Annotated in this window: 16 protein-coding genes; 2 read left to right on the forward strand and 14 right to left on the reverse strand. The window is 46.3% G+C overall.

What is annotated here, in order from left to right; genetic code table 11:
- Position 1: 1 nt before the first annotated feature.
- The 9 genes from yedF to DV872_RS26370 form a co-directional block, all read right to left on the reverse strand.
- Complete coding sequence (yedF, locus tag DV872_RS06565; RefSeq protein ID WP_158546864.1) at positions 2 to 619, reverse strand: sulfurtransferase-like selenium metabolism protein YedF; 618 nt, start codon at positions 617 to 619, stop codon at positions 2 to 4.
- Entirely contained in the window at positions 606 to 860 is a 255-nt protein-coding gene (locus tag DV872_RS06570; protein WP_114629059.1) for a DUF3343 domain-containing protein, read from the reverse strand. The genes yedF and DV872_RS06570 overlap by 14 nt, the downstream gene beginning before the upstream one ends.
- Positions 853 to 1887, reverse strand: a complete 1035-nt coding sequence (gene selD, locus DV872_RS06575) for a selenide, water dikinase SelD (RefSeq protein WP_114629060.1) — start codon at positions 1885 to 1887, stop codon at positions 853 to 855. The genes DV872_RS06570 and selD overlap by 8 nt, the downstream gene beginning before the upstream one ends.
- The gene (locus DV872_RS06580; protein WP_114629061.1) at positions 1866 to 3017 is read right to left on the reverse strand and encodes an aminotransferase class V-fold PLP-dependent enzyme; all 1152 of its coding nucleotides are present in this window, start codon (positions 3015 to 3017) and stop codon (positions 1866 to 1868) included. Before DV872_RS06580 ends, selD begins: the two co-directional genes overlap by 22 nt.
- Positions 3018 to 3022: 5 nt before the next feature.
- Positions 3023 to 4645: a selenium-dependent molybdenum cofactor biosynthesis protein YqeB gene (gene yqeB / locus DV872_RS06585; RefSeq protein WP_114629062.1), complete on the reverse strand. Its 1623-nt coding sequence runs from the start codon at positions 4643 to 4645 to the stop codon at positions 3023 to 3025.
- A 26-nt stretch (positions 4646 to 4671) separates the two neighbouring features.
- Positions 4672 to 5439 (reverse strand): selenium cofactor biosynthesis protein YqeC, encoded by a 768-nt coding sequence (gene yqeC, locus DV872_RS06590; protein WP_114629063.1) that lies wholly within the window; start codon positions 5437 to 5439, stop codon positions 4672 to 4674.
- The gene (locus DV872_RS06595; RefSeq protein ID WP_114629064.1) at positions 5436 to 5624 is read right to left on the reverse strand and encodes a hypothetical protein; all 189 of its coding nucleotides are present in this window, start codon (positions 5622 to 5624) and stop codon (positions 5436 to 5438) included. Before DV872_RS06595 ends, yqeC begins: the two co-directional genes overlap by 4 nt.
- A gap of 38 nt (positions 5625 to 5662) precedes the next feature.
- On the reverse strand, positions 5663 to 6793 hold the full coding sequence (locus tag DV872_RS06600; RefSeq protein WP_114629065.1) for a KamA family radical SAM protein: 1131 nt from the start codon (positions 6791 to 6793) through the stop codon (positions 5663 to 5665).
- Positions 6794 to 6899: 106 nt separating this feature from the next.
- Positions 6900 to 7112: a hypothetical protein gene (locus DV872_RS26370; protein WP_147283112.1), complete on the reverse strand. Its 213-nt coding sequence runs from the start codon at positions 7110 to 7112 to the stop codon at positions 6900 to 6902.
- A gap of 224 nt (positions 7113 to 7336) precedes the next feature.
- On the opposite strand from DV872_RS26370, the gene DV872_RS06605 reads away from it, so the two are divergent.
- The gene (locus DV872_RS06605) at positions 7337 to 7543 is read left to right on the forward strand and encodes a zinc ribbon domain-containing protein (protein WP_114629066.1); all 207 of its coding nucleotides are present in this window, start codon (positions 7337 to 7339) and stop codon (positions 7541 to 7543) included.
- Between the two features lie 8 nt (positions 7544 to 7551).
- Here DV872_RS06605 and DV872_RS06610 read toward each other — a convergent pair whose 3' ends face one another.
- The 5 genes from DV872_RS06610 to DV872_RS06630 all read right to left on the reverse strand — a co-directional run bounded on the left by DV872_RS06610 (position 7552) and on the right by DV872_RS06630 (position 12034).
- Complete coding sequence (locus tag DV872_RS06610) at positions 7552 to 8031, reverse strand: PspC domain-containing protein (RefSeq protein WP_114629067.1); 480 nt, start codon at positions 8029 to 8031, stop codon at positions 7552 to 7554.
- A 173-nt stretch (positions 8032 to 8204) separates the two neighbouring features.
- Complete coding sequence (locus DV872_RS06615; protein WP_199563441.1) at positions 8205 to 8942, reverse strand: ABC transporter permease; 738 nt, start codon at positions 8940 to 8942, stop codon at positions 8205 to 8207.
- Positions 8935 to 9912 (reverse strand): ABC transporter ATP-binding protein, encoded by a 978-nt coding sequence (locus DV872_RS06620; protein ID WP_114629068.1) that lies wholly within the window; start codon positions 9910 to 9912, stop codon positions 8935 to 8937. Before DV872_RS06620 ends, DV872_RS06615 begins: the two co-directional genes overlap by 8 nt.
- Complete coding sequence (locus tag DV872_RS06625; protein WP_114629069.1) at positions 9899 to 11074, reverse strand: ABC transporter permease; 1176 nt, start codon at positions 11072 to 11074, stop codon at positions 9899 to 9901. Before DV872_RS06625 ends, DV872_RS06620 begins: the two co-directional genes overlap by 14 nt.
- Before the next feature lie 6 nt (positions 11075 to 11080).
- Positions 11081 to 12034, reverse strand: a complete 954-nt coding sequence (locus tag DV872_RS06630; RefSeq protein ID WP_114629070.1) for an ABC transporter substrate-binding protein — start codon at positions 12032 to 12034, stop codon at positions 11081 to 11083.
- Between the two features lie 191 nt (positions 12035 to 12225).
- Here DV872_RS06630 and DV872_RS06635 point away from each other — a divergent pair, with 191 nt between their 5' ends.
- Entirely contained in the window at positions 12226 to 12825 is a 600-nt protein-coding gene (locus tag DV872_RS06635) for a GPR1/FUN34/YaaH family transporter (protein WP_114629071.1), read from the forward strand.
- Positions 12826 to 12873 lie beyond the last annotated feature (48 nt).

A 12873-nucleotide genomic window follows, 5' to 3' on the forward strand; every position in this document is an offset into this window, starting at 1 on the left:
ATCAGGTAAGGCTGATCAGCCCCTGGGGATCATGAAGTTTTGATGTGATCTCATACATATTTGAGATAGTACCCACTGCCAGCTGTTCCCGGACATCCAAAAATTCCAGACAAGTACCGCAGACCAGAATTTCCACTGATTTCTTCTCCAGGAGTATGAGATCATCAATATTCGCTGAATCCTTCAGACAGAGTTTTACTCCGCTGTTCATGAAGATCAGTGAGGAAGGAAGTTCGTCCAGCTGGGTCAGGGTGTAGATATAACCCTTCATCAGGAGCCTGCCGAGTTCATCTTCTTCAGATCCGATCCGGGTATCAGTTATAAGAACTGTTTTTCCACCCCTGCTTTCTCGGCTGAATGCGGGAGCGATCTCTGATTTTTCAGTGTTTACAGTTTGTTTTCCGTCTCTGTTTACAGTGATAATAAAGTCGCCGTTCTGCTCCTGCCATTGGGGAGAGTATCCGGAATGACTCAGAAAGCGGCATACATTTTCACGAGCCGGGACATTGGCTACCATTACAACGAGGGTCTCAAAGCTCTCTTCGCTGAGGGCTTTTTTTGTTCTTAGTAGGGGCTTAGGGCAATCCAGCTCCCTTGCATCAATTTCAAATTTTTTCATATCCGATATTTCTCTCACCTTCTTTAAGGGGTACATAGCAGTCAACATGATTGACCTTCTCATCTTTACTGACTTCTTCATGGGCCTCTTCTGTCAGATAGACAAGGAGAGAGAAACCGCATTCGGAGAATATCTCAAAAGGAGTAGGGATCAGTTTGACCCTGTGATTCAATTTCTTAAGATACTTTTCTGCCTTCAGTGCCTGATGGGTATTCTGAAAAGTAAAGAGGATCTCATGCATTCAGTATAATCCTTCCGTCCCCTTTTACAACAGATCCGATAACTGCCGCTGCCGGCTGTTGAAGCTCTTCCATAAATGCCCGGGCATTTTCCTTCGGCAGGGAGATCAGCAGGCCTCCGGATGTCTGAGGATCAAAAATCAGATCAAGAATTTCCGGCGTTACAGTTTCCGGATTTTTAATCCTGGACAGGCGGAACTTTCTGTTGTTGTAGCTTCCGGCGGGAACCAGTCCCATGGATATATACTCCATGACGTCAGGCAGGAGAGGCAGCCTTTCAATGTCGAAAATCAGATCTGTTCCGCTGTCCATAGCCATCTCTGCTCCATGACCGGCCAGTCCGAAGCCTGTGATGTCGGTGCAGGCATTTGCTGCGTATTTATGGAGGAGCAGTGCGGGAGCTTTATTAAGAGCTCTCATGCTTAACCCTGCCGCCATAACGGCTTCATCAGCGGCTATCTCCGCCCTGAGGGCTGTATTGATTGTTCCGGTTCCCAGGGCCTTTGTCAGGATAAGGACATCTCCCGGAGCAGGGCTGTTGTTGCGGATAATTCTGTCGGGGTGAATTATCCCGTTTACTGAAAAACCGAACTTCAGTTCTTTGTCATTCACGCTGTGCCCGCCAAGCAGAGCAGTATCCGCCTCTGTCAGAGCTTCCAGAGCTCCCTCCATGATTTTTCTAAGATACTCTATTGGAAGGTCGTCTTCTGGGTAGCAGAGCACATTTACTGCACTCACAGGCCGCCCTCCCATGGCATAAATATCCGAGAGGGAATTGGCTGCTGCTATGGCACCGAAGAGTGCCGGATCATCCACGATGGGTGGAAAGAAGTCAACGGTCTGAACCAGAGCCATATCATCACTGATTCTGTAAACCCCGGCATCTTCACTGCCGGTAAAGTCGGCAAGAACCTCCGGTCTTTCGGGTTGGGAGAGTCCGCATAGGGCTTTATCCAGCAGCTCGGGCCCCAGTTTGGCACCGCAGCCGGAAAATCGGGAATATGTAGTCAGTTTTTCAGGGTTAGCCATCTGTACTCCTTGAGGCTTTCTATAAGCAGTTCAATTTCTCTATTTGTAGTAAAAAGACCTGGTGAGAGTCTCAGGGTTCCACCACTCTCAAAACTCCCCAGTACTCTATGGGCTGAGGGAGCGCAGTGGAGGCCTGAACGTACCGCAATGTCTTTACTGTTGAGGAATGCTGTCAGTTCTGTGAGATTTCCTTTTTCAGGAAGTATGGAGAAGACTCTTGTGTAGTCTCTATCTTTTGACCTGCCGATGATTCTGTATCCTTCCAGTTCATGCAGGCGGCGGCAGAGGCGGCCGCAGCGCTCCTCGGCAGCTCTGTATAAAGTCTTTGAACTCTGAAGGAAATTCAGACTGTGAAGAAGTCCGGCAAAGCCGGGAATATTGGCTGTACCGCTTTCAAACCGGTCGGGCATAATCTCGGGCTGAATCTCTTCACGTGAGCGGCTTCCTGTTCCACCCAGAATCAGTGGCCTGACCCTTTCGGGATCTCTGATATAAAATCCACCGCAGCCTGCGGGACCCAGGAGTCCCTTATGACCGGCAAAACATAGAAAATCAATACCCCAGTTTTCGGGGTAAAGGGGAATCTCTCCTGCTGCCTGGGCGGCATCCACACATAGGGGAATGCCTTTTTTCCGGGCAGTCAGGCACATCTGTTCCAGAGGGAAGATAATGCCGTTTACATTGGATGCAGCTGTCAGTACAAGGAGATCAGGTTTCTCGTCCAATAACTTTTCAAAGGCTTTCAGATCGGGATATCCGCTTTCCGGCTCTGATGGTATACGGTTTATCTGCAGCTGTCTCTCCTGCTGCAGCTGCATCAGGGGTCTCATTACAGAGTTATGCTCCATGGAACTGCATAGAACCTTCTGTCCTTTTTTAAGAAAACCCGAGAGAATGGTGTTTAGGGCAGAAGTACAGCCCGGGGTCAGGGCTACAAGGCTGCTGTCACCAATACCGAAGAGATGAGCCAGAGATTCCCTGAGTTCAAAGATTATTCTATCTGCCGATATCCCCGCACTGTGGGAGGTCCGGCCCGGATTTCCCAGGGGAGAAAGGATCGCATTACTTAATACTTCTGCAGTCCCCGGTGCCTTTGGCCAGCTGGTGGCAGCATTGTCCAGATATATCATTTCTCTTAATTCCTCAGTAGTCCCGGGTTCAGAAAGAGGATTGCTTCAAGAACTCCTCCCCCTACGGCCCTGGCTTTATCAGAGACAATATGACAGTAGGAGGCTTCCCCTCTGGGGTCTACATCTCCAATCTTGAGTCCCTTTGTTACAGGGGTCTCCGGAGCAATCATGCCCCTCACAACTCCATCCAGAGGAGAAAGAACTTCAGTGCTGCCTATGATGGCAATAATTTCCCCTTTTTTTACTATGCTCTCAATATCCTTCAGTACCTTGATCTTTCCTGCCACAGGAGCATGGAGAACCCTCTCGGCATTGTATCCTGCAATGGTACCTGGGATGCCCGTGTCTTTGAGGGCAGGACCTTTTAAGATCATCTGTCCCAGACTATGACCTCTGTTGGTTTCAATCACTGCATGAACATCTTCTCCTGCAGTGAATCCGGGGCCCAGTCCGATCACAGTGGGAGCCATGGTCTTTGAAGTTCCCAGGTTTTTCTTGGCAAGGATGGCATCCACAACACAGAAAGGGGTCAGTCTTTTTATCCACTGACCCTTCGGGTCGGGAATAACAGGAATCTTCCCTTCGTTTATGGCATCAAAAAATTCAGATTCTGTTTCGGTTCTGACGGCTTCGAGTCCTTCCACTGAGGCATTGCCGGTTCTTAGGACATCGGCGAAGGCTATGGTTCTGCGGATCACCGTGGGATTTTCAGTTTCAAGGGCAGCCACCCTGAAACCGCTCTTCTGTAGGCGGCAGATTACACCGCTGGCGATGTCTCCTGCTCCCCGGACAATGATAAGAGGGGCCTCTACTCTCTTCGAGCTGTTTTTCAGGCTCATGCTGCTGCCGCTGGTTCCATTCTGTTTCATCATTATTTCTGCCAGAATACTTACGGCAATCTCTTCGGGAGTCTCTGCTCCGAGGTCCAGACCTATGGGGGACTGAACTCTGTTCAGAGAATTCTCATCAAAGCCCTGGTCCTTCATCTTTTTCATAAAGAGGGTTACTTTTCTTTTACTTCCCAGCATTCCAATATATCTGCTCTCGGTTTTGAGGGCGGCGGTCAGGGCTGTGTCATCATGATTATGGGTTGCGATGACCAGAGCTGTATTTTTGCTTATCAGTTTTTTTTCAATCGCCCTGTCGAAGAGGGCGGCCGAATCGGCTTCACAGATTCTGTCCAGAGCCAGGGGGAAACGTTCTTCGCTGGCAAAGTCAGGACGGCTGTCAGCCACAATATAGGGGTATCCCAGTTTTTCTGCCAATGCTGCAAGAGCAAGGTTTACATGTCCGCCTCCTGCCAGAAAGAGGCTTGGCTTTGGTATAAAGACTTCGATAAAGAAATCCATACTGCCGCCGCAGACCATATCTATGCTTTCAGCTGAGTTTCCTTTGTCCAGACGATAGGAGACGGAACGGGAGACACCGTCCTCCAGACATTTCAATCCTTCTTTTGTCACAAGTCTCTCAGCAGGCCCGCCGCCTACTGTCCCGATTCCCTTACCATCCGGTAGAAGAATCATTCGGCCGGAACTCCGCGGTGCCGAACCTTTTGAAGCGGTAATTGTAATTAAGGCAAATGCTTTATTCTTTTTTTCAAGTTCAGCAGCTTTGGCAAAAAGGGACATGGAAATCTCCTTGTAATAGATAAGTCTCAGTCCTGGAAAACTGTCTGCCCTGTTTTCAGGCAGGTTCCGATAATCCGGACAGAAGGACACTCTCTGGTCAAATAAGCTATTAAATCATGAATCTCAAATTCAGGATTCAGCAGATCAATTTTATTCAGAATAACAGTTTTTTTTACACTGTGCTTCTCTGGACAATTCTTAAACAGTCCGTTTTTCCGGTTGATCAGAGCAGCCAGTGTTCCCGGACTGATTTGTGAACCGCGGTCCAGGGGCAGATGATTTTTGAACAAGTCTGGGCGATGTACCATTGATTCTGTTACTTTTGCGCCCAGAGCCTCAAGGCCTATACAACCTACTGCATGATTCACTTCTGCAGGGATGACAGGTTCCTTTTTTGAGGGAAACTTTATCGGCCTTCCGGCAGCTCCGTCTGCTTCGATTATCAGGATAGGCCAGCTGCCCATTGAATTCCAGCTCTCCAACAGCTTGTTCGACAAGCCGCGGACCTTATCCTTTACACCGGGAGTTGCAGATTTAATAATCTCTCCGGCAACGAAACAGCTGCCGGGAATGAATGGTGGAGGATCCGCGGAAGGCCAATCAAGATGAATCTCCTGAAAGGGATGATTATCAAGGCGGGGGTTAAACATTTTTGTAGTTGTAGTATAGAGACCTCCGGATAAATAATTTTCCCGGGCAAGGGTATAGAGAATGCTTGTTTTTCCTCCACCACCAGAAAGAGATATGAAATTCCCGATCTGAAGATTCAGAATTTCCGACAGGAGAGGGGTCATTCAGATTCCTCCTGATCTTTGCCGGGGCAGCTGGGATGGGGAAGGGTGAATTCAAACTCATCATCCCCGTTTTCCAGGCCGAGGAAACGGCCCATTTTAAATATGTCGTGACTGTTTAATAAAATCCGCATACTGCCGCTGCAGCATTCACCGCAGAGGGTGCAGCCGTATTGTATTTTCTCCAATTCCGACTCTCCTCAGGCGGTGTATTTCAAATCTATTTTTATTCCGGACCATAGGAATGGTAGATACTGTCCAGAGGGTTTTTTACATGAATCTCATCGTAATCATCCAGCCAGAATGCTTTTGGATTTCGTTTCAGGACCATAAAGGTTCCACTGTCCGCATCATTGGCTGCACGATGAAATTTCATATAGATTTTTTCCTGATCCATACCGACAACTTCAATTTTTCCTGTCATATGGGACATTACAAAGCGGGCTCTTTTTGCCAGTCCTGAAACCTGTACTCTGGCTTTTTCAAATATACCATATCCTTCTTCAATAGGAACTGCATAGTCGGAATTTCCAGAAGCCGGACGGCACTGGAAAATATAGTAGGGAGGAACACCAAGAAATGAGAGTTCCCTGAACAGATCCCCCAGAGCTTCCGGGGTACAGTTTACTCCTCTGATGATGGGAGTCTGATTGGCAAGTTCCGCACCCGTTTCTCTCAGGAGACGGATACCTTCTTTTGCTTCTCTGCTGAGCTCTTTTACGTGGTTGAAGTGAGTCATGATATAGATCTGTTTTCCCCTGGAGTTTACTTCCTTCAGAAGATCTCTGAGCCCATCATCCTCAATGATTCTAAAGGGGTTAAATGCGGGCATCTTGGAACCGAGCCGGATAATTTTTATATGATCAATATCTATCAGTGCTTCAAGATATTCTCTCAGTTTATTGGTTCCCAGCATCAATGGGTCTCCTCCTGTGAGGAGGACATTGGTGATTTCCTTATGTTCTCTGATGTAGCTGACAGCTCCCTCTATATCATGGAGTACCGCATCCTGCCCTTTCATAAAGACTCTTTTTCTAAAGCAGTATCGGCAGATTCCTCCGCAGACATTGCTGACCAGCATCAGGGCAGTGGAGTTATATTTATGCTCCAATCCCGGGAGGATTGTGTAGTTGTGTTCTCCAGAAGGATCGAGACGGCCCCATTCATTTAACTCTGATGCCTCTGGCATTATCAACCTGGCAATAGGATCATCAGGATCGTCCCAATTAATCAGGGATTGATAGTAGCTGTTGGTTCTGAACTGATATGTTCCCGTAACTTTTCCCGCCGTTTCAATGGCTGAAGAAGGAGTGTCCTGTGGTAGGTTCTCGGGATTGTTGATGTATTTTACTTTCAATACAAGGCTCCTTGAATATTGTTGAGTCAAGTATTGTATCATGGATTGACTAGATCGTTAAGTCTGCCGCCATTGGTAATCTATTGCTCATAAAGGATTTATGAGATCAACTGTTTACGGTTTGTTTTTTTACCAGATATTTACCTGAAACTTTCCCAATACTCAGTCCCTGAACAATGATAGAAAAAATAACAATAATATAGGTTCCCAGAACAATAATGTGTCGCTGGTGTGATATTGGAATCGACAATGCAAGAGCAAATCCCAGGCCTCCCCTCAATGCTCCCCAGAACTGATGTAAATAGAACGGCTTCTCCAAAGATGGGGATAATCTGATGTCCCGGTAAAAATATTATGGAGAAAAATAAAGAGATTAATAAAGCGGCAATTGTAGGAGATATTTTCAGAAATCTTTCATTTAGATAGGTGATAAAGGTTGTTATGGCCAGAATTATTGTGAAAATTCCAGAATATGCATTAGACCTCCCGAAGAATGGTGTAATCAGATATATTATAGCATAGCTATCTAAAAGGAGGAGAAAGATGCAGAATAACTGGCGCTGCCCCAAGTGCGGGAATACAAGTTATGAAACAGATCAGTTTGCCGCCACAGGAGGTGGATTCTCAAAGGTTTTTGATGTACAGAATAAAAAGTTTACAACAGTCTCCTGCAGCCGCTGCCGCTTTACAGAACTTTATAAAGCGGAAACCAGCGCTTTAGGAAATCTTTTTGATTTATTTACCAACTGATAAAGACTTCAAGCCTCTCCGCTTTCATCCTTATCAACTTTTTTTGTAGATTTGGAAGTTGTCTTTGAAGAGCTTTTTGCAGTAGTTTTTGCAGTCGTTTTTGCTTTTTTGGGTGATGCCCTGGGCGGTGTCTTCGGTTCAGCCTCGGGTTCAGTCTCCTTTTCATCGGGATCCTTAATATCACTCTCTGCCGAGCTGCTTTCGCTCCGTCTGAGCATTTCACGGATATCATCATATTCTTTCCGGCTCCAGCGTCTGGCATCCCTGCTGAGTGTTTCAAAATTATCCTGTATTTTCCAGTCCTCTCCGGAGCGGATAGGCATAAGGATTGCCGCCAGCAGATAGATTGCCAGGATTATCCATGCTTTGAAAATAATTGCCAGAATAATAAATATCAGCCTTGAATATCTGGCAGGGATTCCAAGGGATTCTTCCAGTCCCTTGCAGACTCCTAGAAATAAACCGTCGTGTGATCTGTAAATTTTCATTTTTATCTCCTATTCCTACCAGGCTTTATTATAGCTCAGGTTTTTATTTTGTCCAAAACCAATGGATCTAATAATAATTATGCAAGAGTCGTACCAAGCACTTAAATTCTTATTTACAGAGAGATTAGACAACCCCAGACTGTGGTTTTTCGGTAATATTGACCGGCAGGAGGTTAGTCAAGCCTTCGGAAACGGGAGTCCAGAAGAGCAAATGCTTTATCTGTAAAGAAGGCAAGAAGTGCGGCGCAGAGAGCTCCTGTAAAAATATATGCCCCGTTATCGTGTATCAGACCGGCCATCAGTACGGTTCCCAGGCCTCCGGCCCCTGCAACGGCTCCTATGGTGGCTGTGCCGATGTTGATGATTGTGCTCGTTCTTACTCCTGCCACTATTACAGGAGCTGCCAGAGGAAGCTCTGTTTTCAATAGAATCTGCCATTCTGTCATACCCAGTCCCCGGGAAGCATCTACAAGATCACGGGACAGAGAGTTAAGTCCGCTGACAGTATTGCTGATGATGGGAAAGCAGCTGTAGACAAACAATGCCAGAACTACGGGTTTGAATCCGAAACCCGCCAGAGGGATTGCCAATGCCAGAACCGCTGTGGGCGGGAAGGTCTGCGCCATGGATGCAAGAGACTGAACCATGGGGAGGTAATCTTTTCCTCCCCGCCTGGTCACAAAAATACCAAGAGTACATCCAAGAACAACAGCAAGGGATTCGGATATCAGTACAACCAGGAAATGTTCCAGAAGCAGCTCTGAAAGGGGTGCTCTTGAGTAAAGACGGTCAATTTCTGATGGAAACAGTACATTCAGCAGGGCCTCTGCAAAATCAGGAATGAGGATGAATGAGAGAAAGAACATAGCCAGGAGAAGATATCCTGCCGTTTTCAGCCATTTTCTACTCACTTTTTTCTCCCGATTTTCGATGGAGATTGCTTAGTTCTTCAATGGTTTGTCTTGCCAGTATCCCTTTTTCACCATTTTTTCTATTTTCTACAAAAATATTATCGATACTCATTTCCAGCATAATGGAGAGTGCAGTTTTCAGGTTGTCCCCGGTATCAAGAACGGGAGCATTTTGCCAGGCGCCAGCAGATTCGATTGGAATGGGCTGCATAAAGTTTCCCGCAAGATAGTAATTGAGTAGCTTCAAGCTTCTATCCGGTCCTACAAAATCCCGTACAAAGTCATTAGAGGGCTGTCCCAGAATTTCTGCAGGGCTGCCGTTCTGCTGTAGTACGCCCTCTTTCAATACAAATATTTTATCCCCCAGACGCACCGCTTCTTCAAGGTCGTGTGTGACAAAGACTACAGTCTTTTTGAGTTTTCTCTGAATCTCAATAAACTCGTTCTGCAGAGACTCTCTGTTGAGGGGATCCACAGCACCGAAGGGTTCATCCATCAAAAGGAAGGGCGGGTCTGCGGCAAGTGCACGGGCTACGGCGATCCTCTGTGCTTCTCCTCCGGATAGCTGTGAGGGGTATTTCTTTCTATACAGCTCTGCATTCAGTCCAATCATATCCAGAAGTTCTAGACATCTAGACTCTTTCCGCTTTTCATCCCATTTGAGCAGGGTTGGAACCAGGGATATATTCTCTTCCACAGTCATGTGGGGCAGTAGGGCTATACTCTGGATAACATAACCCATGCTTCGTCTCAGATCCACAGATCTGATATCCCTGATATTTTTGCCGTCGATTGAGATATTTCCCTCTTCAGGAATAATCAGCTTGTTAATCAGGCGGAGGGTTGTTGATTTTCCGCATCCCGATGGACCGAGAAGAATACTGGTTTCTCCTTCGGGAATTGTCATGGTGAGGGAGTCTAGAGCTTTCTGTTCACCATACCATTTGCTTATATTGTCACATTGAATCATATAGAAGCTCCAGTCCTTTGGGTGTCAGCAGTTTTATAAGAAGACCTACTACCTTATCAAGTAGGATTACCAGGAGAATAATCGGGATAACCCCCATTAGAATCAGATCAGGGGCAGCCTGCTCAAGCCCGCGAAATACGAAAAAACCAAGGCCTCCTGCTCCGATAAGAGCGGCTACAGTTGTATTTCCTGTAGTCTGTACAAGAGCGATTCTCACTCCTCCCAGGATGATGGGAAGACCGATGGGAAGTTCCACCTTCCAGAAAAGCTGGGAGGTGGTCATACCCATACCACGCCCGGCATCAAGCAGTCTGTTTTCAATAATACTCAGGCTTGTGAACGTATTTCTTGTAACCGGCAGCAGAGCATATAGAGTGAGGGCTATTATTGCCGGAGTCTGACCGACTCCCTTGAAACCAAGCTCTCTAAGTTCGGGGAAACGGAATGAGAGCCAGGCCAGAGGAGGAATAAGAATTCCAAACAGGGCAAGGGATGGAATCGTCTGGAGCGAATTAATAATAGCAAAAACTGAAGCCCGGGACTTTTCTCTTTTCCATGCAAGAATCCCCAGGGGGATGCCGATTATCAGAGCCTGAAAGACTGATCGAAGGGATAGATAAAGGTGTCTGCCCAGTTCTTCATAAAAGCGTTTTTTCTCATTGCCGAATTCTTTAAAGATTCCCAGGTCTTTCATTGTTCCGCTGAGTGCAAAAGCAGTTATGATTAACCAGGGAAGGAGCTTTAATAATGAGGGTATATTCTCCCTTTTTCCACTGTTCATCAGCAGATAGGATGAAAGGAAAAGCATCCAGGCTCCTCCTGACATACTGATACGGCCATATGCATATTGGTCAATTGCCAGCACGAAAGCACTGAGCACCAGTGCCGTCAATGTCAGAGAGAGAATCAGACAGCCCGCAATATAATTGATTATCTGCTTTCCTGGAGAGAGCTTAAGGAAGCTGTTCAGGAGAACGGCGGCAATGAGAAGCAGAATTGCAACGGGGAGCCAGAAAGGAGTACTGCTGAATAGAGAATACCCTGTTCCCTCGACAACTCTGTTTTCCTTGAGAATGATAAAATTCATAAATAAAGCCGCAATCCCGGTGAAAATACCGGGATAAGCGGCTTTTCCTGATTCAGGTTTGAAGAAAAACTTCATGGATTTCTACTTAATAAATCCTTTTTCTTTCAGGTATTCTGCAGCCACATCTGCTGTATTCTTCCCCTCAACGGCAATAGAGGAGTTGAGAGTCTGAAGTGTTTCAAGGCTGAGTGATTCAAATACGGGTTTCAGCAGGGATTCAATTTCAGGGTATTTCATGAAAACCTCAGAGCGAACAAGAGGAGCCGGTTCGTATACGGGCTGAACATTCATGGAATCTTCCAGAACCACCAGTCCCAATGCCGAGAGCTGTCCGTCGGTTCCATAGGCCATGGCGGCATTAACGCCTTCAGTCTTTCTTGCGGCTGCCTGTTCTGTCTGTGAAGTATTTCCCCCGGATAGAATAAGGAGCTGACTCTTCTCCAGTTTGAATCCATAGGCTGCTTCGAATGCGGGGAGTGAATCGGGTCTGGAAGCAAACTCCTCGGAACCTGCCAGTTTGAGTTCTCCACCTCTGTTTACATAGTCTGCGAGGTCTTCAAGTGTTTTCAGGCCTTCCGCATCTGCCAGATCTTTCCTGACACATATAGCCCAGGTGTTGTTGGCGGGAGCCGGAGTCAGCCATACAATTTTGTTAGCTTCGAAATCCAGTTTTGCGACTTCTTTATATCCTTTTTCTCTGTCTTTCCATATGTCGGAATCAGCCTGGTTGAAGAAAAAGGCTCCGTTACCCGTATAGTCGGGATAGATATCAATTTCACCGCTTATAATGGCTCTACGGACAACATCGGTAGGTCCGAAAGAAATTTTATCTACAACCTCAAATCCATTTTCTTCAAGAACGAGTTTGATTAGATTACCCAGAAGGGCACCTTCGGTATCAATTTTGGATGCCACAAGAACAGGACCCTTGCTCATTTCCAGCTGGGGAGCTGCTTCTTCCTGAGCTCCGGCTGCAAAAAGAGTGCCGCCTATAAAACAAAGAATTACTAATAAAAGAAAGGACTTATGTTTCATTTTGATCTCCTTTCTTTGATTATAAGGATCCCCGAAGAGGATTCCACCATATATCACATCTCTCGATCTTAAAAAAAATTAAAAAGAGGGGGCAGGTACTTTCTCTCAAATTGATTCTTGTATATTATTTCCTGACTCTGAACAGCAGGTGCACTCTGTGTCTCTGATAAATAATCTCCAACAGGAATAATATGAATAAATCTTCACTCAACACAGATAATCTGCATCTTATTGCAACAAGAAAAGATCTGAGCGCCAACCCGGCTCCTCTGGGACTCATGGGTTTCGGGATGACCACAGTTCTGCTGAATCTCCACAATGCCGGATTTTTCGGACTGGGTTCAATGATCCTGGCTATGGGAATTTTCTATGGCGGACTGGCTCAGGTAATCGCAGGAATTATGGAATGGAAAAAGGGAAATACCTTTGGAACAACAGCCTTCACATCCTATGGATTCTTCTGGCTATCCCTTGTAACAATCAAGGTCATGCCTGAAACCGGACTGATGGAAGCGCCCTCCAATTCTGCTATGGCTGCCTACCTGATTATGTGGGGTATCTTCACCGGAGTCCTTTTTCTGGGAACACTCAAGCTGAGCAGATCTCTTCAGGTTGTTTTCGGATCTCTGACTCTTCTTTTCTTTATGCTGGCCCTGGGAGATATCACAGGAAATACATTTATCAAACATCTCACTGGCTTTGAGGGTATTTTCTGCGGTCTGTCTGCCATTTATGCCGGACTGGCTCAGGTTCTCAACGAAGTCTACGGGAAAACTGTAGCACCCGTATAAACATATTACTTAAATAATAATCTTTCCGGACAAATTATTGGACAATTT

The organism is Oceanispirochaeta sp. M1 (assembly GCF_003346715.1).
Taxonomy (GTDB): Bacteria; Spirochaetota; Spirochaetia; order DSM-2461; family DSM-2461; genus Oceanispirochaeta.

What these genes read in the sequence shown, in the direction of transcription:
- yedF (WP_158546864.1), bottom strand. Translation starts at nt 619, where the DNA reads ATGAAAAAATTTGAAATTGATGCAAGGGAGCTGGATTGCCCTAAGCCC.
- DV872_RS06570 (WP_114629059.1), bottom strand. Translation starts at nt 860, where the DNA reads ATGCATGAGATCCTCTTTACTTTTCAGAATACCCATCAGGCACTGAAG.
- selD (WP_114629060.1), bottom strand. Translation starts at nt 1,887, where the DNA reads ATGGCTAACCCTGAAAAACTGACTACATATTCCCGATTTTCCGGCTGC.
- DV872_RS06580 (WP_114629061.1), bottom strand. Translation starts at nt 3,017, where the DNA reads ATGATATATCTGGACAATGCTGCCACCAGCTGGCCAAAGGCACCGGGG.
- yqeB (WP_114629062.1), bottom strand. Translation starts at nt 4,645, where the DNA reads ATGTCCCTTTTTGCCAAAGCTGCTGAACTTGAAAAAAAGAATAAAGCA.
- yqeC (WP_114629063.1), bottom strand. Translation starts at nt 5,439, where the DNA reads ATGACCCCTCTCCTGTCGGAAATTCTGAATCTTCAGATCGGGAATTTC.
- DV872_RS06605 (WP_114629066.1), top strand. Translation starts at nt 7,337, where the DNA reads ATGCAGAATAACTGGCGCTGCCCCAAGTGCGGGAATACAAGTTATGAA.
- DV872_RS06610 (WP_114629067.1), bottom strand. Translation starts at nt 8,031, where the DNA reads ATGAAAATTTACAGATCACACGACGGTTTATTTCTAGGAGTCTGCAAG.
- DV872_RS06620 (WP_114629068.1), bottom strand. Translation starts at nt 9,912, where the DNA reads ATGATTCAATGTGACAATATAAGCAAATGGTATGGTGAACAGAAAGCT.
- DV872_RS06625 (WP_114629069.1), bottom strand. Translation starts at nt 11,074, where the DNA reads ATGAAGTTTTTCTTCAAACCTGAATCAGGAAAAGCCGCTTATCCCGGT.
- DV872_RS06630 (WP_114629070.1), bottom strand. Translation starts at nt 12,034, where the DNA reads ATGAAACATAAGTCCTTTCTTTTATTAGTAATTCTTTGTTTTATAGGC.
- DV872_RS06635 (WP_114629071.1), top strand. Translation starts at nt 12,226, where the DNA reads ATGAATAAATCTTCACTCAACACAGATAATCTGCATCTTATTGCAACA.